The organism is Pseudomonas yangonensis, assembly GCF_009932725.1.
Classification (GTDB): domain Bacteria; phylum Pseudomonadota; class Gammaproteobacteria; order Pseudomonadales; family Pseudomonadaceae; genus Aquipseudomonas; species Aquipseudomonas yangonensis.
Map to the genome: position 1 here is coordinate 150,353 of NZ_BLJU01000005.1, position 19,529 is coordinate 169,881.

Genomic DNA, 19,529 nt, shown 5'->3' on the forward strand with positions numbered 1-19,529 from the left:
CCATGTACAAGATTCTGATTGCCGACGACCATCCGCTGTTTCGTGAAGCCATCCATAACGTCATCGCCGACGGGTTTCCTGGCAGCGAGATCATGGAAACCGCCGACCTGGACAGCGCCCTGGAGTTGACCCAGAGCCATGACGACCTGGATCTGATCCTGCTCGACCTGAACATGCCCGGCATGCATGGCCTGGGCGGTCTGATGAACCTGCGCAACGAGGCGCCGACCATCCCGGTGGTGATCGTCTCCGCCGAGCAGGACAAGCAGATCGTGCTGCAAGCCATCACCTATGGCGCAGTGGGTTTCATCACCAAATCCTCGCCGCGCGCACAGATGACCGACGCCATCGCGCAGATTCTCGACGGCAACGTCTACCTGCCGCCGGATATCATCCGCTCACAGAAGAGCGGCAGCTCGCGCCAGCACCACGACAACCCCAGCATCGCCCCTGAACTGCTGCAGGCCCTGACGCGCAAGCAGCTGCTGGTGCTTGAGCGCATGACCAAGGGCGAGTCGAACAAGCAGATCGCCTATAGCCTGGATATCGCCGAAACCACGGTCAAAGCGCACGTCTCGGCCATCCTGCGCAAGCTGGGCGTGCATAACCGTGTGCAGGCGATTCTCTCGGCCGGCGATATCGACTTCGCCTCCTATCTGCGGCGCTAGCTGCGCAAGAGTGAGCGTCGATCCCGCGCGCGACCTCTGGGCTCCCGCCTTCGCGGGAGTGACGCACGAGGTTGTCCTGACTCCTGCCATCAACCCGTGCTAAAACGGCGGCCTCACCGATTGGAGCCCACCATGCACATCCGCCCCTTCCAGCTCTCCGACGAAGCCGCCGTCGTCGACCTCTGGCAACGCTGTGACCTGACCCGCCCATGGAACGATCCGCACAAGGACATCCAGCGCAAGCTTACGGTGCAGCCTGAGCTGTTTCTGGTTGGGGAAATCGACGGCAAGCTGGTGGCCTCGGCCATGGCCGGCTACGAAGGCCATCGCGGCTGGGTCAACTACCTGGCGGTGTGCCCGCAGCGGCGCCAGCAGGGCCTGGCCCGTCAGCTGATGACCTATATCGAAGCGCAACTTCTGGCCCTGGGCTGTCCCAAACTCAGCCTCCAGGTGCGCGACACCAACGCGGCGGCATTGGCCTTCTACGAGCGGCTTGGCTACAAGATCGATGCCTCGGTCAGCCTGGGTAAGCGGCTGATTGCGGATGATTGACCCGCACGCCCGTTTCGTAGGGTGGATCATGCTCTACCGATCCACCGCTGCGGTGGATGTAAAAAGCGACATCCACCCTACTCACCAAAGCGAATCGTAGCCCGGATGAAATCCGGGGCAGAACGGCGTGATCCTTCCCGAAATTGCATCCGGGCTGCGGGATCGTGGCGACCTGAGCGTACGGCGTCCGTAAGGTGCGGAGCCCAGGTCAATCTCAAACCCCGGTCCCACGCTCCATCAAATGACTCATCGCCGCCTTCAGTTTCATCGGCCGTACCGGTTTGTGCAGCAGGCTGTGGCCGAGCTCGCGCATCTGCTGCTTGAGCTCGTTGCTGTAGTTGGCGGTGATCATCAGCGCCGGTAGCGGCGTGCTGCGTCGGGCGTTGATCTGCGCCACGGCGTCGACACCATTGCGCTCGTCATCCAGGTGATAGTCGGCGATCAGCAGGTCGGCCTCGGCGTGGTAGTTGTCCACCTGGCGCGCCAGGTCTTCTTCGGACAGGGCGGTAACCACGCGACAGCCCCAGCCTTCGAGCAGGGTGCGCATACCGGCGCAGATCGCCGCGTCGTTATCCAGCACCCACACCCGCGCACCGCTGAGGCGTTCGAGCAACTGATCCGGGCTGTCCTGCACCCTGCGCGCGCGGGGTGCACGGCGGGTCAGCGGCACCTCGACGGCGAACATCGAGCCCCTGCCCTGCTGCGACGCCACGCGAATGCGGTGGCCAAGCATGCGTGCGATCTTCTCGACGATCGCCAGCCCCAGACCCAGCCCGCGGTCCTGCTTGCGCTGCACGTTATCGCCGCGTTTGAACTCCTGGAAAATCTCGCCGAGCTTGTCCTGGGCGATGCCGATGCCGGTGTCCCAGACCTCGATGGACAGGCTGTTGCCGCGCCGCCGGCAGCCCAGCAGGATGCGCCCGCTGGCGGTGTAGCGAATGGCGTTGCTGAGGAAGTTGCGCAGAATCCGCGCCAGCAGCTGCACGTCGCTGCGAACCAGCGCCGAGCTGGGCAGGTAGTCCAGACGCAGGCCCTCGCTGCGGGCGATCTGGTGGTACTCGGCAGCCAGGTTTTCCAGCAGCTCGCTGACGGCGAACGGCGCGATATCCGGCTTGATCACCCCGGCATCGAGCTTGGAAATGTCCACCAGTGTACCGAGCAGGCTCTCGACGTCTTCCAGCGAGTTGCTGACGTTGCGCACCAGCGGTGCGCAGCCGGACAGGTCCTTCTTCTCGAGCAGCGCACTGGTGAACAACCGCGCGGCGTTGAGCGGCTGCAGCAGGTCATGGCTGACCGCGGCGAGGAACTTGGTCTTGGACAGGTTGGCCTGTTCGGCCTCGCCCTTGGCTTCGCGCAGACGCGCCTCCATCTGCGTGCGCTCGTCGATCTCGCGGCGCAGCTGGTCGTTCACCGTGGTCAGCTCGGCAGTACGCTCGCGCACGCGCTGCTCCAGATGCTGGTAGGCCTGGTGCAGCGCCTCGGCGGTGCGGCGGCGCTCGGTGATATCGCGGATCAGCACGAAGATGCCGACCACCTCGCCGCTGGCCTGACGGTTGGGTACGTAGGAACGCAGCATGTAGCGCTCCTGGCCGTTGTGGTTGGTTTCGGCAAATTCGAAGGTCACGCTCTCGCCGGACAGCGCCAGCTCGACGTAGGGCTCCAGGCGCTGGCAATGCTCCTCGCTGTGCACTTCGCGCAGGCTCTGGCCGAGCATGGCGCCGCGCGGCCAGCAGTACCATTCCTCGTAGACCTTGTTGGTGAATTCGTAGACCAGATCGGCCGACAGATAAGCGATCAGCGCCGGCACGTGGTCGGTGATCAGGCGGATCCAGCGCTCGCTGTCGCTCAGCGCCTGGGCCTGGCGATGACGCTCGGTGATATCGGTGAAGGTATTGACGAAGCCGCCGGTAGGCAGCGGATGGGTGCGCACTTCCAGCATGCGCCCGTCGAACAGGCGCACCTCCACCTGGCGCAGTGGTTTGCCAGCGGCATCGCGGCTGTCCGGGGTCAGCGGCTCAAGTTCGCTTTCCGCCATCACTTCGGCGAACGGCCGATGCGCATTGATCGGCGCCAGCCCGCAGAGTTCGAGGAAACGGTGGTTCCACAACTCCAGCGCGCCTTCGGCATTGACCATGGCCATGCCCTGCGACAGGTTGTCGACCGCGCGCTGCAGCAGGCGCGACTTCTGCGCCAGGGCCTGCTCGCGGCGCAGCGCCTCGCTCTGCTTCACCTCGGTGATGTCGGTGTAGAGGATCACCAGCCCGCCTTCGCGGGTCGGCCGCTCGCTGACCTGCACCCAGCGCCCGTCCTGCAGACGGAACAGGCTCGGCTCGCCCTCCTTGCCCAGTTGCGCCTCCACCACCAGGCCAGTGCTGCGGCTCAGGCGCTTGATCTCCTCCAGCCGCGTGCCCGTGCCGATGCGCGCGCGGCTGCGCGCCCACAATGCCTTGAAGCGGCTGTTGAACAGCACGATGCGCTGGCGATCGTCGAACAGCACGAAGGCATCGGAGATGCTCTCGATGGCGTCGATCAGGTGCTGGTGGGCGGTCTCGGCGCGCAACCGCGCATCACTGAGCAACTGGTTGCTGGATTTCAATTCGGCCATCGCCTGGTTCAGCGCGTCGGTGCGCTCGCGTACCTGCTCGGACAGCACCACCGAATGCTGGAAGGCCGCGTAGGCGTCATCGCCACGGGAATGGATCGACTCGACCCGTTCGATCAGCGCGGCGTTGATGCGCTTGAGCTTGGCGTTCTCCTGCTCCAGCGCCGTACAGCGTGCCTGCAGCTCAGCGCTCGCCGCGCCCAACAGGTCGGCCAATGGCGACACCGGTGAAGGTCTGGTTGATGTGCATGCCATTGAACTGCTCTCCGTAGGTGTTGAAGCCGATCACCCGCTGCTGGCGCAGCAGTGTGGCGACCGACTCGACGCCGCCATCGTTCTCGATCTCCAGGCGACGCAGAAAGCAGTCGCAACCGATGGTCAGCAGGAGCGGACCGAGGCGCTGCTCCAGCCCGGCGAACAGCTGCGCAAGATTCGGCAGCAAGGGGCCCGGGCGCATGGCGGTGAGGACGATGCCGTTCTCCACCGCGCAGTAGAAGGTCAGGCTGAGGTCGTCGTGCACCTGCTGGATCGAGCGCACGTAGTAGTGATCGCTGATCCGCACTGCCAGCGGATAGGCAGCGAACGCGCGCAGATCCAGGGCCTCGACCGGCACGCCGATCAGCTCGGCGTATTCCTGCGCGGCCGGCGCGGCATTGAGCTCGTACACCCGGCGCGTGGCACTGTCGGCACGGGTCACCACCAGCTTCTCGGCACTGGGCTGAATGTGATGAGTGCTGAACACCTCGAACTCCAGCCAGGTGTTGAACAGCACCACGACCGCCGCACCGCTGTGAAAACGGCCACCGTGATAGACGTGGGTGTGAGTCAGGTGATTGTCGTCGCCGGCCGAGCCACCGAAGTGCGGGATGCTGCCCAGCGCCGCACTGAGTGCGCCGAGCACCAGTTCCTCGCGGCTGGAAAGGCCATCGAGCAGGGTCAGGGCGAAGCTATGGCCCTTGATCGAGGCCAGCTCGTTGCTGCGGCAATCCTTGACCAGGCCATCGACCAGTTGCTGCGCATCGAGCAGATTGAAGCGCTCCATCTCGTCGATCAGTACGCTGGCGATGGAGAAGCAGCGCAGATCGAAGCCCAGCGCCACCACGCAGCCACGACCGTAGCCCTGCGGAGTGATCTCGCCGGCGCTGGTACAGCCCACCAGGCTGACGCCACCGAAATGCGCCTCCAGCGCCTGGCCGAGCCCGTCGAGATCGTATTCGGCCGAGCAGAAGAACAGCACGAAGCCGAGATAGGGATGGATCAGCTGACGTGCCAGTTCCTGGGCGGCCAATTCCACATCCTTCGTGCTGGAGACGGCGCTAAGCACGCCCTCCGACTGTTCCAAGGCCATATCACGCCCCAAATGCACCTGCTGATCATGGGGAAATTCTACGAAGGAGGCCGCAGAGGCCCCATGCTACTTGAGTACTGGGTAGTCGATCCGTAGGGCGTACTCGCGAAGCAGTACGCGACGCACGCCGCCACCCTGGTCACGCCATGCATTGGTCGACAACCGCTGCAATTCAATAGGTAGGGCGGGTGCAACCCGCCAACGGGGAAACGGCGGGTTGCAACCGCCCTACAAACTGGTGCGCATGGCGCACCCTGCCTGGGACGGCACCGCGCTTGTGTAGGGTCGGCGTAAGTAGCCCAGGAAGCCATAGAACGAAAAAGACCGGGCAGAGGTCGCCCCCTGCCCAGCCTTGTGCAACGGCGCTTACCAGCTGAGCACGGCACCCACGGCGAAGGTATCGGTGTCCTCGTTCAGACCGCTGCCGGCGGCGGCGTCGATCTGGTACTGGTTGTACTCGGCGACCAGCTTGAGGTTGTCGTTGATGGTGCGGAAATAGGCGATGCCGCGGGTCTCGTAGTCCGCCGCAACGCCCAGACCGTTGCCGTCGTCCTCGGTCTTGCCATAGGACAGCGCCACTCGGTTCTTGCCCCAGGTGTAGGAGCCCTGCAGCAGGTAACCGTCGCTGTCGATATCGCGCAGGGTCGGCTCGCCCAGGTTGTTGGTGAAGAACGGGTTGATGCCCTTGGCCTGGAAGCCCGAACCGGTCAGCGACAGGCCGCCGAACTTGGCCTGCACGCCATAACCCAGACCTTTGGAGGTGACCTTGTCGACGGTGTCGTCGGTGTTTTCGGAGGTCTGGTAGGCGCCGTTGACCCAGGTGTAGATGGTCGAGCCGCCCACATCGAACTGGTAGCTGACTTCCGATTCGAAGCGCGGATTTTCCTGGTAGGCCTTGCCGGTGGCGCTGTCGTCATTGGTGTCGACCGGGTCCATGATGCCCACTGCGACGCGCAGCCCTTCAGCCAGATTGTTGTTGCGGTAGGTGATCTGCGAGGTCGGGAACGGATACGGGTAGCCGGTACCGATGTTGCCGAAGGACACGCCGTTGCCGTCCACCAGGCCAAGGGTGTCGGAGACGTTGCCGTACCCGGCCAGCAGCTCGTCGAGGAAGATGTTGGAGCGCGAGAACAGACCGAAGTCCTTGCCCACCAGCACCTCACCCCACTCCGGACTGGAAACGGTGCCGTAGAACTGACGCACGTCGATGGCGGTGTCGGTGCCATTGGTTTCGCTGTCGTTGATGGTGACCCAGAAGGACGAGCGACCGCTCAGCTTGAGGTCGTCGATCTGCTTGCCGAAGTTGAAGCCGATCCAGTTGGGCAGAAAGCCCATCTTCACCCGCGACTGGCGACGGTCGAACTGCTCGCCGTCACGGTCCACGTCGCTGTTGACGTAGAAGGCGTTGATATAGCCGTCGGTGGAGAAAGTGGTGTCGTCCTTGTCGTACAGGACGATCTCGGCGGCGGCCTGCTGCGCAGTCGCCAGGGCGACGGCGGTGGCCAGGGTCAGGGGCAGAAATCGAGTGATGGCGATCTTGTTGTTGTGCATAACGCTCTCCGCTTGAGTGGCGACCGCCAGGGCAGTCGTGTCGGAGGCGATTATCGAAAGCGGGCCAGGCAGGCCATACGCTGCCTTGGCAGCGATTGGCTGCTGCTTTGGCCGGGCGCTACCGGCCCGCTTCGGCCGGCTCGCGACCGACCTGCTACCGGTAGCGGGAGAAAGGTCGTAGTACCTGGCCAGCCCTTGGGCGTAGAAGCGCGCCAGACGCCAAACCCCTGGAGGCGCGCCAGGCGACGAACAACGCTGGCGCGACCGCAAAAGGCTTCGCCTCGGGCGGCTACAGAAAAAGCACACCGGAAACTCGAGGGCGTCGCGCGCAAAGGGAGCCGATTAGAACGCGGCCTAAGCCGGCGAAGGCGCACCGCTGGCCAGCACGCGCCAGTCGTTGGCGCGCAGCAACTGACCGAGTGCATCGAGCAGATCGTTCTGCGTCATGGTCGCCAACGCCTGCAGCACCCGTTGCGGATGCGATTCGGGCAGCCCGGCCAGATACAACTGCCACAGCTGCTCGGCGCGAGGCAGGTTTGCCGTGGCGGGAGCCAGCGCCATCTGCAGCGCCGCACGTCCCGCTGTCAGCGCTGTATCGTCCAGCGCGGCAAGCGCCTGGCGCTGTTCCTCAAGAAAGCCGCGAACATGGGCGTAGATCCCGGCCGCATCGCATACCGGCGATTGCAGGGCGAAGAGCAGCCCCCTGCGACCTTCTACCTGGCGAAAGCCGGCAAACAGGGCATAGCCCAGTTGCAATTCGCCACGCAGCCGCTGATAAAAACGCCCCTGCAACTGTTGCCCAAGCAGGCGCCAGGCCGCCTCGGTATGCGCATCGGCAACAGGTAGCGGGCAGAACAGCAGCAACGCCGCATCGCTACCGGGCTGCGTCTGCTGACGCCAGGTAAGGCCGGGGCATCCGGCCGGCGATCCCGGCAGATCACCCAGTGGCTCGACCGCCAGGCACAGCTCATCGAGTTGCACGCGCTCGGCATCATCCAGCCCGACACTCAGCGCCTGCAGAGTCGCGTCATCGCTGCACGGGCAAAGCGCCGGCAGATGCTGCAGCAAGGTGCGCAGCAGCATGCCTTGGGGCGTAGGTTCCAGCGGCTCGCTAACGGGCGCCAACAGCAGCGGCACGATCAGGCCGCTGAATGCCGGCAACAACGTTGCCGTTCCCTGCAGCACCAGCGTCCAGCGCCCCGGTTGCACGCTCAGCTGGCAGGCAATACCCAGCCGCTCACCACGCCAACGCAAGTCGGCAATGCGCGCCTGCAAGCTGGCATCGATGCCATCCGTCGAGCCTGCGCTGGTACAGGGGCCGCGCCAATAAAGCGCAGCCGGGCCGCCAGCGCCCTGCCCCGGGTAATGCCGCAGGCGGGCGGGCGGCAGCGAATCCGGGATGAACGCCGTACTCCTGGCCAGCAAAGGTTCTTCACTGGCCAGGCGAAAATCGAAATCCAACGTCAGCGCAGCAGCGGGCTCCACCGAGGCTTGCAGCGGCAACACCAGGCCGGTCGCCGGCCAAGGCGTCTGCGGCTGTTGAGTGCAATACAACTCGATCAGCCCTTCACCGTCAGCCAGCTGACTCAGTAAAAAATCCACAGCAGCCAGGGTACGGTTTGCGTCGAACGCCCCCTTTTGCAGATGCCGCGCCAACGCCAGCGGCGCCAGCCCGAACTGCCGCAGCGTCAAGGCCTGCTGCCATTGACGCCTGCGCCGCTGCCAATGCGTATGCCCCTGCACCTGTCTGGCCCAGCTCATCAATGCCCCGCGCAAGCGAGAGCCCTGTTCTTCACCAGCGCCTTGAAAGTCCAGACGCAGGAAACATTGCCCGGCATGGCAATACAGCACCCGCGCCTGCAACTGCCGGCACAGTTGTCGCCTACGCAGGCCATCGAGCAGACCACCACAGGCGGGGTCATGCAGGGCGTCCAGCAATAACTCCAGCGCGGCGTCTGCTGCGTCCCCATCGACCTGCGCGGCAAACCCGAAGTGTACGTGGCTGGAGCCATGTTGCAGATTCAGTCGGGATGCACGCAGTGGCAGCAGAGCAACCGGCGGAGTGACTGGCTCGGATTCAGTCGCTGGCAATGGCCCCAGGACGGCTTCGCTCATGGCCAGCAGTTGCTCCGGCGGCTGCGGTCCCACCAGCGTCAGACACATATTCGCGGCACGATAGTGCTGGCGATGGTAGTCACGCAGCGCCTGCTGAAACTCCGGCTGCTCCACAGCCAGCGTGCTGCGATCACCGGCCAGAAAGTCGCCGCAGCGATGTCCGGCAGCCAATGCCTGACCCAGAGCGTGGTCGATACGACTGTCGCCATCCTGGCTGCGTGCCTGGTACTCGGCGTGCAACACCTCACGCTCACGCAGCTGCGCCTCGACCTCCAGCAGCGGCCAACGCAACATGTCCAGCAGACGGGCCAGTGCCGGCTGTAACTGCTCGGACGGTATCTGACAGACGAAATCGGTATGCCGCGCCTGCGTCGAGGCATTGACCTGCCCACCGAGTCGCTGGACGAACGCCATCAAACCCTGCTCACGGGGATAATCGCGGCTACCGAGAAACAGCAGATGCTCGAGAAAGTGCGCCAGGCCGGGATAGGCCTCGGGTTCGTCATGACTGCCCGCCGCGACCCGCAGACAGATCCCCGCGTCCTGCGCCCAGCTCTGCTGCAACACCCGCAACTCGGCGCCGTTGGTCAGGCGCCTGGAGTGGGTGATAGCTTGGACTCGTTGGTGCATGGATCGCTCTCTGGGCAGCTTGCGCTCAAGCGTCAACCTTACACCAGCACCGCACAATGCTGCTTTGGCCGGAGTGAACTGCATCCAGGGTCGTATTCGCCGGCAGCGCTTGGGCCTCAGAGAGGTCGGGAAGGCTAGTTGTCCGGCCTGGCGTAGCGCTCTTGCATCTGCCACGCCGCCGTCTCGGCAGCGTCGAGACCGGCATCGACGCTCTGGCGAAAGCCCGCGTCGATCATGGCCTGCAAGCCGGCGGCTGTAGTGCCGCGATAATCGAGCATGGTCTGGACCATCTGCGCCGGCGGCATGCCACCGCGCCCAAGCAGCTGGCTCGCTTCTGTCACCACTCCGCGCACGGCGTTTTCGGCGATCTGCTGCGGCAACCCCTTGGCCAGCGCGTGCGCCAGCAAAGCCTCGGCCAGCAGCGCCGGGTAGGCTGCCCCGGCACCGACCAGGCCAGTCAGGTAATCGAGGTCGCGCTCACTGGGAACCTCGTCAGCACTGCCGCAACTGTCGAACATTGCCTGGGTGAAGCGCTTGTCGGCGGCGCTGACCTGCTCGGCCGCATACCAGGGCGTATAGCACCGACCGATCTGCGCTGCCGCATTGGGCATGGCACGAATCACCCGTTGGCTGCCGGTGCGAGCCATCAGCGTAGCCAGCGAGACACCCGCCATGAAGGAAATCACCAGTTTGTCGGCAGCCTCGATCTGGACTGCCGCGAACTGCTCGGGGCGCACCGACAGCACGATGATGTCGGCCCATTGCGCCAGCTGACGGTTGTCTGCAGTCAGTCGTACCTCTGGCCAGGCGTCGAACCCCTCGACCCGCCCGTTGCGGCTGGAGAGCATCAGCGCAGCCGGCGCCAGCACGCCTCGCTCAAGCATCGCACCGCCAATCGATCGTCCCAGCCAGCCGCCCCCACCAATGATGCCAACCGTACGTTCAGCGAACATGTGCGCACCTCTCAGGTTGGCTCGCTGGATGCGGTCGCGACCAGCACAGGTTCGGTTACCGTGAAACCATGGCGAGCATAGAAGCGCTGCAGTTCACGCGGCTGGGGCGCCTGCTCGGTGAAGATCCTCACGTATTCCGGGATGCGCTGCATGCGCACGAGAAGGTCCTCACGGCTGTTCATGCTGATGTAGCCGATCTGGGTCAGGTACAGGGAGCGCGAGCGGACATCGGCAGGCAGCGCCTCGTAGCCGAAACGCGCAAACATGCCCGCCAGAGCCGCCAGGCGCGTCTTGTCGGCAAGCTCCACCTCGGCAGCCACCCTGGAGTCCTGCAGTGCCCAGCTGCGCACGGCGAACTCGAACTGCGAGTCGAACAGCGTCGGGCTCAGCCAGCAGTCAAAGACGTTGAGCAGCGCTTCATTGATGCTCTCGGCATAGGCCTGGGTCTGCCCGACCAGATTGTCGGTGTTCTTCGCCCGCCAACGCTCCAGCAGTGCCGAGAGCAGCTCCTCGCGGTCCTTGAAGAACCAGTAGAAGCTGGTACGCGACAGTTGCAGCTTCTTCGCCAGCGGCAGAATCCGTACGGCCTCGACGCCTGATTCGATCAGGACCTCATACGCTGCCTCCAGCCAGCCGTCGGTTGAGCCGCGCCAGCCGCCTTCACTTGATTTTGTCGGTGTATTCATAGCGCGATGGTAGCGGCCCGCTGGCGGGTCTACAACGCGAAAAGTGTGCAACGCAGTCTATCCACACGACATACCTGTACATTTCCTAGACACGCCTGGCTTCGAAAACCGCTTAACTGCGACCACTGCTAGCCAGATACGACATAGGCTGTTGCGCTGAATGTACAGATAAGTCAGCTTAATTGACACCTATGTACATTTTGCTTTTTCGCTCTTCTCTGGAGTTCCGAGCATGTCCAGCGATCCACTGCTTCAGCCGTACCAGCTCAAACACCTGACCCTGCGCAACCGGATCATCACCACCTCGCATGAGCCGGCCTATCCCGAGGACGGCATGCCCAAGGCGCTTTACCGCGCCTACCACGTCGAACGCGCCAAGGCCGGCGTCGCCCTGACCATGACCGCCGGCTCAGCCGCCGTTTCCCGCGACAGCCCACCGGTGTTCAACAACATCCTGGCCTACAAGGATGAAGTGGTTGGTTGGCTGAAGGACCTTACCGACGAATGCCACGAGCATGGCGCGGCGGTAATGATCCAGCTCACCCACCTCGGCCGGCGCACGCGCTGGGACAAGGGCGACTGGCTGCCGGTGGTGTCGCCCTCGCATCAGCGCGAGGCGGCGCACCGCGCCTTTCCCAAGAAACTCGAGGACTGGGATATCGAGCGCATCATCAAGGACTATGCCGACGCAGCCGAACGCATGCAGGCCGCCGGCCTCGACGGCATCGAACTGCAGGCTTACGGGCACCTGATGGATCAGTTCTGGTCGCCGCTGACCAACGAGCTCGACGCCCCCTTCGGCGGATCGCTGGACAACCGCCTGCGCTTCACCTTCGAGGTGCTGCGCGCGGTGCGTCAGCGGGTCGGCAACGAATTCATCGTCGGCGTGCGCTACACCGCCGACGAGGCCCTCAAGGGCGGCATCAGCGCCGAGGAAGGCCTGGACATCTCGCGGCGCCTGAAGGAAAGCGGCATGGTCGACTTCCTGAACGTCATCCGCGGCCATATCGATACCGACGCCGGCCTGACCGATGTCATCCCGATCCAGGGCATGCATAACTCTCCACACCTGGACTTCGCCGGGCAGATCCGCGCGGCTACCGACTTCCCGACCTTCCACGCGGCGAAGATTCCGGACATCGCCACCGCGCGCCATGCCATCGCCTCGGGCAAGGTCGACATGATCGGCATGACCCGCGCGCACATGACCGACCCGCATATCGTGCGCAAGCTGCTCGCTGGGCGCGAAGAGGACATCCGCCCCTGCGTCGGCGCCAACTACTGCCTGGACCGCATCTACCAGGGCGGCGCCGCCTACTGCATTCACAACGCCGCCACGGGTCGCGAAACCAGCATGCCGCACGAGATTGCCAAGGCTGCCCAGCGGCGCAAGGTGGTCATCGTCGGGGCCGGCCCGGCCGGGCTGGAGGCAGCGCGAGTGGCCGGCGAGCGCGGTCATGAGGTGGTGGTCTACGAGGCCGCCAACCAGCCCGGCGGGCAGATTCGCCTGACGGCACAAAGCCCGCGCCGACGCGAGATGCTCAGCATCATCGACTGGCGCATGAGCCAGTGCCAGGCGCTGGGCGTGACCTTTCACTTCAACCACTGGGCCGAGAGCGAAAGCATCCGCGCCGAGCAGCCCGACGTAGTGATCGTCGCCACCGGCGGCTACCCGCATACCGAAGTCCTGGAGGCTGGCAACGAGCTGGTGGTCTCGGCCTGGGACATCCTCTCCGGCGACGTCAAACCTGGGCGCAACGTACTGCTGTTCGACGACGCCGGCGACCACACTGCCCTGCAGGCCGCCGAGCTGATTGCCCAGAGCGGCGCCAGCCTGGAAATCATGACCCCTGATCGCAGCTTCGCACCGGAAGTCATGGCGATGAATCTGGTGCCCTACATGCGCTCGCTGCAGAAACTCGACACCACCTTCACCGTCACCTTTCGCCTGACCTCGGTGGCACGCGAAGGCCAGACGCTGCTGGCACAGATCGAAAGCGACTACGGCGGGGTGCGCAAGCAGCGCCAGGTCGATCAGGTGGTGATCAACCACGGCACCCGGCCAATGGACGATTTGTATCTTGAGCTCAAGCCCTTCTCGCGCAACCTCGGTGCGATCGAATATCAGGATCTGATCGTCGGCAAGCCGCAGCAGCGCGAAGACAATCCGGACGGCGAGTTCCAGCTGTTCCGCATCGGCGATGCGGTGGCCGCGCGCAACACCCACGCTGCCATCTACGACGCCCTGCGCCTGGTCAAGGATCTCTGATCAGGCGGCTCGTTGTGCCCGGTTCACGCCGGGCGCTTCGGATACCTGCTTATCGCCTCAGGGATGGGCGAGTCCCTCGATGACCTGGCCGATGATATCGCCCAACGCCGCCACCGGTTCGTCAGACGAAGCGTCGATCACCAACAGGCGTGCACCGGCCCGCTGCAGAACGGCCTGCAAGGCGTCGCTTACCGGGCGGTCACTCAGCACCAGGCGCACGTCGTTGTCCTCCAGCACGGACTGCAGTGCTGCCTGGTTTTCACCCAGCTCGCCCTCTGGCAGTTCGATCACATCGAGGTTGAGACCGGTGGTCAGGTACTCGAAGCCTGGGGACAGGCTGGCAACACTGAGGTTGTCCAACTGCGCCAGCCGCTTCTCGCTCTCGGCACTCAAGGCCAGCAGGCGCTGCTTGATCTGCGCCAAGTTGGTCGCGATCTGCTGCGCGTCGCCAGGGCTCAGGCGCACCAGGTCCGCCGCGATCACATCGGCCATGCGCCCAAGATTGTTGACGCTCAGCCAGGGCTGCTCAGCTAGCGCATCACCGCCCTGTGAACGCAATGCGATGCCGGGTAATGCACCGTCCACGGGGCGAGCCGCATCCACTTCGACGATACGAATATTGCTGCGCCGCGCCATGGGATACAGCGGGTCGTCCGGCCACAGCGAGCGCAGCGCAATCACCGCATCGGCCTCGCTCGCCGCCTTTTCCAGTGCTGCGGCTCCGCGCCCGCTGAAAAAGGAGATCTGCCGGCTGGCTGGGAGCCTGTCCGGAGCGGCACGCACGACCTCGACCCCGGTGCCTTGTAGCAGCGCCGAACCCAGGCCATGCGTCACCGGCAGGCTGGTCAGCACGCGCATGGGTTCGGCTGCCGCCACCGCTGCAGCCAGCAGGATCCCGACAGCAACGGCGAGGTTGATCAGTTTCTTGTTCATCCGAGGTTCCCTTTGAGGCCGGGCAGCAGGCCACGGGCGATAGCGGCGCCGGCAAACACGAGGCCGGCCATGATGATGATCGAAGCACCGGACGGCACCGGCAGTTCCAGGGCGATGGGCAGGAAGATGCCAACCAGCGTGCAGCATGTGGCGATCACCACCGACAGCCAGAAGAAGCCCTTCAGCGACTGGCTGAGCAGACGGGCGGCGGCAGCCGGAATGACCAGCAACGCACCGACCAGAATGGCGCCGATGACCTTGACCGCCGCGACAGTGACCAGTGCCACCAGCATGACGAAGAGGTAGTCCAGAGGTTTCACCGCGACACCACGCACGGCGGCCAGCTGCGGGTTGAAGCTGGCCAGCATGAAGCGGTTGTACAGCGGCACGGTCAGGGCCATGACCAGCAGCGAGACCAGCGACAACACGCCGAGGTCCTGCGCATTGACGGTGAGCACCGAGCCGAACAGCACATTCTCCAGAATATGGATATTGATGCGCCCGGCCAGCACCAGCAGGAGGCTGGCACCTACGGCCAGCGATACGGAGAGAAACACGCCGATCAGCGTATCCGGCGACAGACCGGTACGGTTGCGCAGATAGTTGAGCAGCAGACCGAACAACAGGCAGTAACCGAACAGGCTGCCATAGGGGCCGGTGTAAGGCTCGCCGAGCAGAATGCCGATGGCGACGCCGGTCAGCGCTGCGTGACCAACGGCCTCGGAGAAGAAGGCGAAACGCTTGACCACCACCAGCGTGCCCAACCCGCCGAGCACCGGGCCGATCAGCAGCCCGGCGAACAGGGCATTGATGACGAAGCCATAGGCCAGCGTGTCAGGTAGATAGCCAGCAGCGGCCCATGCCTGGATCAGCAGCCGCAGCTGTTCAAAGAAGGCGCTCATTGCTCGCCCTCCCCGCCGCCTGAGGGTGACTGGAGAACAACTGCAGCAGACGCTCCGGTTTCAGTGCCTGCTGCGGCGCATCATCGAACAGCACGCGGCGGTTCAGACCGGTGACACGGTCAGCCAGCCGTCCGACCGCACCCAGGTCGTGCTCGACCCAGAGTACGGTGACGCCGGCCTGCCGCCAGTCCTTCAACAACATCTCGAACACCCGCATGCCCGGCTCGTCCAGCGCAGCCATGGGCTCGTCGAGGATCAGCAATTGCGCAGCCGGCACCAACCCCTGAGCCAGCAGCACACGCTGACGCTCACCACCGGACAACGCGCCCATGCGCCGTTTGCGTTTGTCGAGCATGCCAACCCGCGCCAGCGCTTCATCGATGGACGGCGCGTGACGTCTGGACAGGCCAAGAAAGGCTGGGCGCAGCTGGCACATGGCAGCCATGAAGTCGTCCACCGTCATCGGCAGGCCACGGTCGAACTCCAGCGCCTGCGGTACATAACCGATGACACCGGGCGCAGCCGGCCAGCTCAGGCTCAGCTCGCCACGGTGCGGCATTTGCCCGAGCAGGGTCTTGATCAGCGAACTCTTGCCCCCGCCGTTGGGGCCGACCAGCGCATGCACACTGCCGGCTTGCACCTGGAACGATATCCGCTCGAGGATGGGGGTACGACCAAGCTCGAGGCTGACTTCGGCAAAATCGATCGAGGGCCCGGTAATCGTCGCAGTCGGCAAGGTTTCGACCGCCGTCATGCGCCGTTCTCCTGAATCGCACGTACCACGGTATCGAGGTTGCGGGTCATCTCCTCTTCGTATTTGCCCGCGCTGTATTCGCCGTAGGAGATGTGCGTGAGCGGATACAGATGCACGCCGGATTCACGCTGAATGGTCTCGACGTAAGTGGAGGGGAAGTCCATCTCCGAGAAGATCACCTGCACGTCCAGATCCCGCAGCTGGTCGATGGTCTTCTTCAACTGGCTGGGGCTGGGTTCGATGCCATGCGCCGGCTCGACCACGGCGGTCACCTCCAGACCGAACTCACGCAGCAGATAGTCGTAGGCGCCATGAATGGTCGCCACACGCAACTCGGCACCGTGCTCCTGGCTCAGGCGTCCGAGCGCCTCGGCACGCAGAGCACGCAGGCGCTTGCCATAGGCGCGGGCATTCTCGCGGTAAGCCTTGGCGTTATCCGGGTCGAGCTTGCCCAGCTCCCTGGCGATGGTGTTGATCTGGGCGATCGACGCACTGATCGAGAGGAAGGTGTGCGGGTTGACCACCTTGCCCGCGCCGCGTGCAGCCTGGCCGGTCGCTGCCAGCAGAGGCACGCCGGCATTGGCCTCGATCAACGGCAGCTGCGGCTTCTCGCTGGCCTCGATCATGCGCTCGGCGAAGTCGTCGTGGCCTACGCCGTTGAGCACGACCACATCCAGGTTGCCGATGCGCTTGATATCTTCGGCACGCGGTTCGTAGGCATGCGGGTTGAAGCCTGCCGGAATCAGCGGCACCACTTCAGCCTTGTCGCCGACGATGTTGCTGACGTAGCTGTAGTACGGATGCAGCGTGATGCCGACACGCAGGCGCTTGCCTTCAGCGTGGCCCAGAGCGGGCAACAGAACGGCGCTCAGGCAGACAAGGAAAGCGGCCGACATGCGGCGGCGCAGCGGGAAGCGAGAGTAGGTCGACATGGGCAAATCCGAAATTCAGTGGCGGTGTTGGCGGGTAACGCCTGCATCGAACTCGCTGAACACCTGGCGCCAGCCAGCAGCGTTCAGCGCCTGTTCGTGCAGGTCAATCGGGGCGTCGTTGAGGGCCGAGCGATTGAGCCAGACGCTGGCCTCCTCGCCGTCGAGCAGCAGCAGAAACGAGCCTGCCGTATCTTCGGCATTGCTGCGGCCGAAATAGGCGGCAGTGCTATCGCTGCGCAGCAGTTGCCAGGTATGTCCGCCGCGGTTGACGGCGCTGGCATCGGCGATGAACGGGGGAAAGCCCTCCTCTGCCAGCTGCGCTGGAGTCGGCAGGCGCTGCTCGTCCTCCAGATACAGGCGAATCTCGTCGAGGGCGACCAGCAGGTCGGTGTGAATGCCCTGCTCGGCCGCGCGCAGGTCGCGACGCGCATCCAACCGGGAGGTATCGACGGCACTCTGCTGCGTCTGCGGCTGCGCCTGCCACATCACCACCAACCCGGCACACAACAGAATGGCCAGCGCAAGCAGACACACATACAGCGTTTCATGCCCTGCGCCTGCAGGACGAACCACCTGGGTGCTCATGGAGCCTCTATATCCAGATGGTCGATTTCCACCACATGGCCGGGACCGGCATCGAACAGCACATAGAACTCACCTTCAGGGCGTTTGAAGCTCAGGCTGGAGTCGTCGCCGAGCTTACCGGCGACGAGAATTTCCTCGTCGTAGCTGATTACGTCCAGCGTCACGCCTGGCGCACCACTGCCGTCGGAAAAACCGCCAACGCAGACAATCTCCTCATCGCCCTGCGCTTCACACTGGCAGACCGGGTTGTGCGCCAGCGCCAAGGAGCTGAATGTGCCGGTCGCCGCCAGCAGCAGTGGGCGATACAGATTCTTCATGGTTTGCCTCCTCGTTGATTCAGCCAGGCCCGGGTGGCAGGCGATGCCTGGGCCAGCGGGATGGATGCCTGATGCAGGGAGCCGTCCCAGCCTTCCATGGTGATCCACAGTTCGGCATCGGCCTTGGTCCGCGGTGGAATGGGCAGGCTGGCGCCCATGCGATAGGGGCTGCCGAAAAAGATCGCGCCGGCGGCGCGCAGGCTGCGCGGTTTGCCGATGCGCAGGTAGGTAGCCTTGACCTGATCGATGCACGTGGTGCACAGCGCGGCATTGAAGTTCTTCATGTAACCCGCCGGGCCCTCGAACTTCGGGGCTTCATCGCGCAGCTCGGCCAGACGCAGGCTCCACGGACCGACCTGCACCTCGCCGATCTCACGCTCGCCCAGGCCGCTCTCGCCACGAAACAGGGAAACGTCCTTGAAGTACTTGGGCATGAAGGCCAGCGGGATGATCACCAGCAGGATGTTCAGGTGGAAACGCCACCTGTGCCAAAGGCGTCCCAAAGGCGTAGATGGCAATGTCACTGCCTTGCTCATGACTGGCCCTCCGGGGCTTCACCGATAGCAATGGGCGCCGTGCGCTGGCGCGCGGCACGCGGTTTACGCTTGGCCAGCGCGGCGGTGGCCTGGACGGTACGCTTGCTCCAGATCAACAGGCCACTGAGCACCATCATGCTCAGCAACAGCCCGAACACGAACCACACCAGCTTGAGCCAAAGACCGCCGAAATCACCGGTGTGCAGCGGTCGCATCGACTCGGTGACGAATTCCAGGGCAGAACGGTCCGACAGCAGGCGGGTCTGGTCGACGTTGCCGGTGTAGGGGTTGACAGCAGCCGACTGGAACATCAAGGGATACCAGCCACGACCACCGACGAAGATATGGCTGTAGGCATTGCCTGGCAGGCTGACGAAACTCGCCTCCAGACCGGGAATGCGCTGTGCGGCGGTATCGACGGCATGATCGATATCGATGCGCGACACGCTGCCGCCAGGCTCGATCACCGGTACCTCTTCACGCGCCACCACCGGTGGTATGCCTTCGGTGGAAATGGAAACGTGGTTGTCGAACAGCAGCGCCTGAATCAGAAACCATACGCCGGTGATGGAAATGACGGCGATGAACCAGATCGACCAGATGCCGGAAAGGCGATGAAAATCGCCCCAGAAGATACGCGCGCCCTGGTTGAAGCGCAGCGTCGGCCTGAAGAAACCCTTCCAGAACTTCTTGTAGACCACCAGCCCGGTCACCAGAGAAGCCAGCATCGGCAGGCCCATCAGCGACACCAGATACCAGCCCCAGCTGAAACCATTGGTGAAGGGCACCAACCACCAGCCATGCAGGGCACGGGTGAACTGACGGAAGTCGAACTGCGGGCTGATGCCCTGGATCGCCCCGGTATAGGGATTGACGTAGAGCGTGGGTGAGGTGCCATCCGGATAGCTGACCCGCGCAGTGAGGGCGAAGTGGTCCTCCTGCGGGCGACTGATCGATTGCACGAAGAGCTGCGGCTCGGCGCGGCTGATGGCCTGCAACACCTGACCGTAGCTCAGGCGCTCGGCATCATCGGTCGGCTTGCTGGCACGTACATCCGGGTTGGCCAGCCAGACGATCTCCTGACTGACCGTCGCCAAAGTACCGGTGACACAGATGATCAGCAGAAAAAACCAGACCGGCAACGCCAGCCAACTATGAACGAGGAACCAGATTCTGGAGCGGGATTTCTTTGACAT

The 19,529-nt window shown here is 64.2% G+C and carries 17 protein-coding genes; 3 read left to right on the top strand and 14 right to left on the bottom strand.

Annotated features, from left to right (window positions below; all coding sequences use genetic code 11):
* Positions 1-2: 2 nt before the first annotated feature.
* Together GYB81_RS09440 and GYB81_RS09445 are read left to right on the top strand one after the other, a co-directional pair.
* Entirely contained in the window at positions 3-668 is a 666-nt protein-coding gene (locus GYB81_RS09440; protein ID WP_161867778.1) for a response regulator transcription factor, read from the top strand.
* Positions 669-800: 132 nt separating this feature from the next.
* Entirely contained in the window at positions 801-1,220 is a 420-nt protein-coding gene (locus GYB81_RS09445; protein WP_161867779.1) for a GNAT family acetyltransferase, read from the top strand.
* A gap of 214 nt (positions 1,221-1,434) precedes the next feature.
* Here GYB81_RS09445 and nahK read toward each other — a convergent pair whose 3' ends face one another.
* The 6 genes from nahK to GYB81_RS09475 all read right to left on the bottom strand — a co-directional run bounded on the left by nahK (position 1,435) and on the right by GYB81_RS09475 (position 11,105).
* Complete coding sequence (nahK, locus tag GYB81_RS09450) at positions 1,435-4,077, bottom strand: hybrid sensor histidine kinase/response regulator NahK/ErcS' (protein ID WP_161867780.1); 2,643 nt, start codon at positions 4,075-4,077, stop codon at positions 1,435-1,437.
* Entirely contained in the window at positions 4,007-5,170 is a 1,164-nt protein-coding gene (nosP, locus tag GYB81_RS09455; RefSeq protein WP_161867781.1) for a nitric oxide-sensing protein NosP, read from the bottom strand. The genes nahK and nosP overlap by 71 nt, the downstream gene beginning before the upstream one ends.
* A gap of 366 nt (positions 5,171-5,536) precedes the next feature.
* Positions 5,537-6,721, bottom strand: coding sequence for a porin (locus GYB81_RS09460; protein WP_161867782.1), 1,185 nt, complete (start codon positions 6,719-6,721; stop codon positions 5,537-5,539).
* Between the two features lie 354 nt (positions 6,722-7,075).
* Entirely contained in the window at positions 7,076-9,466 is a 2,391-nt protein-coding gene (gene pqqF, locus GYB81_RS09465) for a pyrroloquinoline quinone biosynthesis protein PqqF (protein ID WP_161867783.1), read from the bottom strand.
* 134 nt (positions 9,467-9,600) lie between these two features.
* On the bottom strand, positions 9,601-10,419 hold the full coding sequence (locus GYB81_RS09470) for a pyrroline-5-carboxylate reductase family protein (protein WP_161867784.1): 819 nt from the start codon (positions 10,417-10,419) through the stop codon (positions 9,601-9,603).
* A gap of 11 nt (positions 10,420-10,430) precedes the next feature.
* Positions 10,431-11,105 carry a TetR/AcrR family transcriptional regulator gene (locus tag GYB81_RS09475; protein ID WP_161867785.1) on the bottom strand — a complete coding sequence of 225 codons (675 nt, stop codon included), beginning with the start codon at positions 11,103-11,105 and terminating at the stop codon, positions 10,431-10,433.
* 232 nt (positions 11,106-11,337) lie between these two features.
* Between GYB81_RS09475 and GYB81_RS09480 the strand changes: the two genes are divergently transcribed.
* Entirely contained in the window at positions 11,338-13,374 is a 2,037-nt protein-coding gene (locus GYB81_RS09480) for an NADH:flavin oxidoreductase (RefSeq protein ID WP_161867786.1), read from the top strand.
* 57 nt (positions 13,375-13,431) lie between these two features.
* On the opposite strand, the gene GYB81_RS09485 is transcribed toward GYB81_RS09480, so the two are convergent.
* From GYB81_RS09485 to GYB81_RS09520, 8 genes are read right to left on the bottom strand one after another with little or no spacing between them, the layout of a single operon-like run.
* Positions 13,432-14,307, bottom strand: a complete 876-nt coding sequence (locus tag GYB81_RS09485) for a metal ABC transporter substrate-binding protein (protein WP_161867787.1) — start codon at positions 14,305-14,307, stop codon at positions 13,432-13,434.
* Positions 14,304-15,209: a metal ABC transporter permease gene (locus GYB81_RS09490; RefSeq protein ID WP_161867788.1), complete on the bottom strand. Its 906-nt coding sequence runs from the start codon at positions 15,207-15,209 to the stop codon at positions 14,304-14,306. Before GYB81_RS09490 ends, GYB81_RS09485 begins: the two co-directional genes overlap by 4 nt.
* Positions 15,193-15,963, bottom strand: a complete 771-nt coding sequence (locus GYB81_RS09495; RefSeq protein ID WP_161867789.1) for a metal ABC transporter ATP-binding protein — start codon at positions 15,961-15,963, stop codon at positions 15,193-15,195. The genes GYB81_RS09490 and GYB81_RS09495 overlap by 17 nt, the downstream gene beginning before the upstream one ends.
* Positions 15,960-16,859, bottom strand: a complete 900-nt coding sequence (locus GYB81_RS09500; RefSeq protein ID WP_233787549.1) for a metal ABC transporter solute-binding protein, Zn/Mn family — start codon at positions 16,857-16,859, stop codon at positions 15,960-15,962. Before GYB81_RS09500 ends, GYB81_RS09495 begins: the two co-directional genes overlap by 4 nt.
* A 51-nt stretch (positions 16,860-16,910) precedes the next feature.
* On the bottom strand, positions 16,911-17,480 hold the full coding sequence (locus GYB81_RS09505; protein ID WP_161867791.1) for a DUF6162 family protein: 570 nt from the start codon (positions 17,478-17,480) through the stop codon (positions 16,911-16,913).
* A complete protein-coding gene (locus GYB81_RS09510) occupies positions 17,477-17,797 on the bottom strand; it encodes a hypothetical protein (RefSeq protein ID WP_161867792.1) in 321 nt (106 codons plus the stop codon). The genes GYB81_RS09505 and GYB81_RS09510 overlap by 4 nt, the downstream gene beginning before the upstream one ends.
* On the bottom strand, positions 17,794-18,333 hold the full coding sequence (locus tag GYB81_RS09515; protein ID WP_161867793.1) for a PA2404 family protein: 540 nt from the start codon (positions 18,331-18,333) through the stop codon (positions 17,794-17,796). The genes GYB81_RS09510 and GYB81_RS09515 overlap by 4 nt, the downstream gene beginning before the upstream one ends.
* Positions 18,330-19,529: a PepSY-associated TM helix domain-containing protein gene (locus GYB81_RS09520; protein WP_161897812.1), complete on the bottom strand. Its 1,200-nt coding sequence runs from the start codon at positions 19,527-19,529 to the stop codon at positions 18,330-18,332. Before GYB81_RS09520 ends, GYB81_RS09515 begins: the two co-directional genes overlap by 4 nt.

Excerpts from the sequence above, each read along its gene's own strand:
- GYB81_RS09490 (WP_161867788.1), bottom strand. The coding sequence starts at position 15,209 with ATGAGCGCCTTCTTTGAACAGCTGCGGCTGCTGATCCAGGCATGGGCC.
- GYB81_RS09485 (WP_161867787.1), bottom strand. The coding sequence starts at position 14,307 with ATGAACAAGAAACTGATCAACCTCGCCGTTGCTGTCGGGATCCTGCTG.
- GYB81_RS09515 (WP_161867793.1), bottom strand. The coding sequence starts at position 18,333 with ATGAGCAAGGCAGTGACATTGCCATCTACGCCTTTGGGACGCCTTTGG.
- GYB81_RS09520 (WP_161897812.1), bottom strand. The coding sequence starts at position 19,529 with ATGTCAAAGAAATCCCGCTCCAGAATCTGGTTCCTCGTTCATAGTTGG.
- GYB81_RS09495 (WP_161867789.1), bottom strand. The coding sequence starts at position 15,963 with ATGACGGCGGTCGAAACCTTGCCGACTGCGACGATTACCGGGCCCTCG.
- GYB81_RS09445 (WP_161867779.1), top strand. The coding sequence starts at position 801 with ATGCACATCCGCCCCTTCCAGCTCTCCGACGAAGCCGCCGTCGTCGAC.
- GYB81_RS09470 (WP_161867784.1), bottom strand. The coding sequence starts at position 10,419 with ATGTTCGCTGAACGTACGGTTGGCATCATTGGTGGGGGCGGCTGGCTG.
- nosP (WP_161867781.1), bottom strand. The coding sequence starts at position 5,170 with ATGGCCTTGGAACAGTCGGAGGGCGTGCTTAGCGCCGTCTCCAGCACG.
- GYB81_RS09500 (WP_233787549.1), bottom strand. The coding sequence starts at position 16,859 with ATGTCGGCCGCTTTCCTTGTCTGCCTGAGCGCCGTTCTGTTGCCCGCT.
- GYB81_RS09440 (WP_161867778.1), top strand. The coding sequence starts at position 3 with ATGTACAAGATTCTGATTGCCGACGACCATCCGCTGTTTCGTGAAGCC.
- GYB81_RS09460 (WP_161867782.1), bottom strand. The coding sequence starts at position 6,721 with ATGCACAACAACAAGATCGCCATCACTCGATTTCTGCCCCTGACCCTG.
- GYB81_RS09480 (WP_161867786.1), top strand. The coding sequence starts at position 11,338 with ATGTCCAGCGATCCACTGCTTCAGCCGTACCAGCTCAAACACCTGACC.
- GYB81_RS09510 (WP_161867792.1), bottom strand. The coding sequence starts at position 17,797 with ATGAAGAATCTGTATCGCCCACTGCTGCTGGCGGCGACCGGCACATTC.
- GYB81_RS09505 (WP_161867791.1), bottom strand. The coding sequence starts at position 17,480 with ATGAGCACCCAGGTGGTTCGTCCTGCAGGCGCAGGGCATGAAACGCTG.
- pqqF (WP_161867783.1), bottom strand. The coding sequence starts at position 9,466 with ATGCACCAACGAGTCCAAGCTATCACCCACTCCAGGCGCCTGACCAAC.
- GYB81_RS09475 (WP_161867785.1), bottom strand. The coding sequence starts at position 11,105 with ATGAATACACCGACAAAATCAAGTGAAGGCGGCTGGCGCGGCTCAACC.
- nahK (WP_161867780.1), bottom strand. The coding sequence starts at position 4,077 with ATGGCATGCACATCAACCAGACCTTCACCGGTGTCGCCATTGGCCGAC.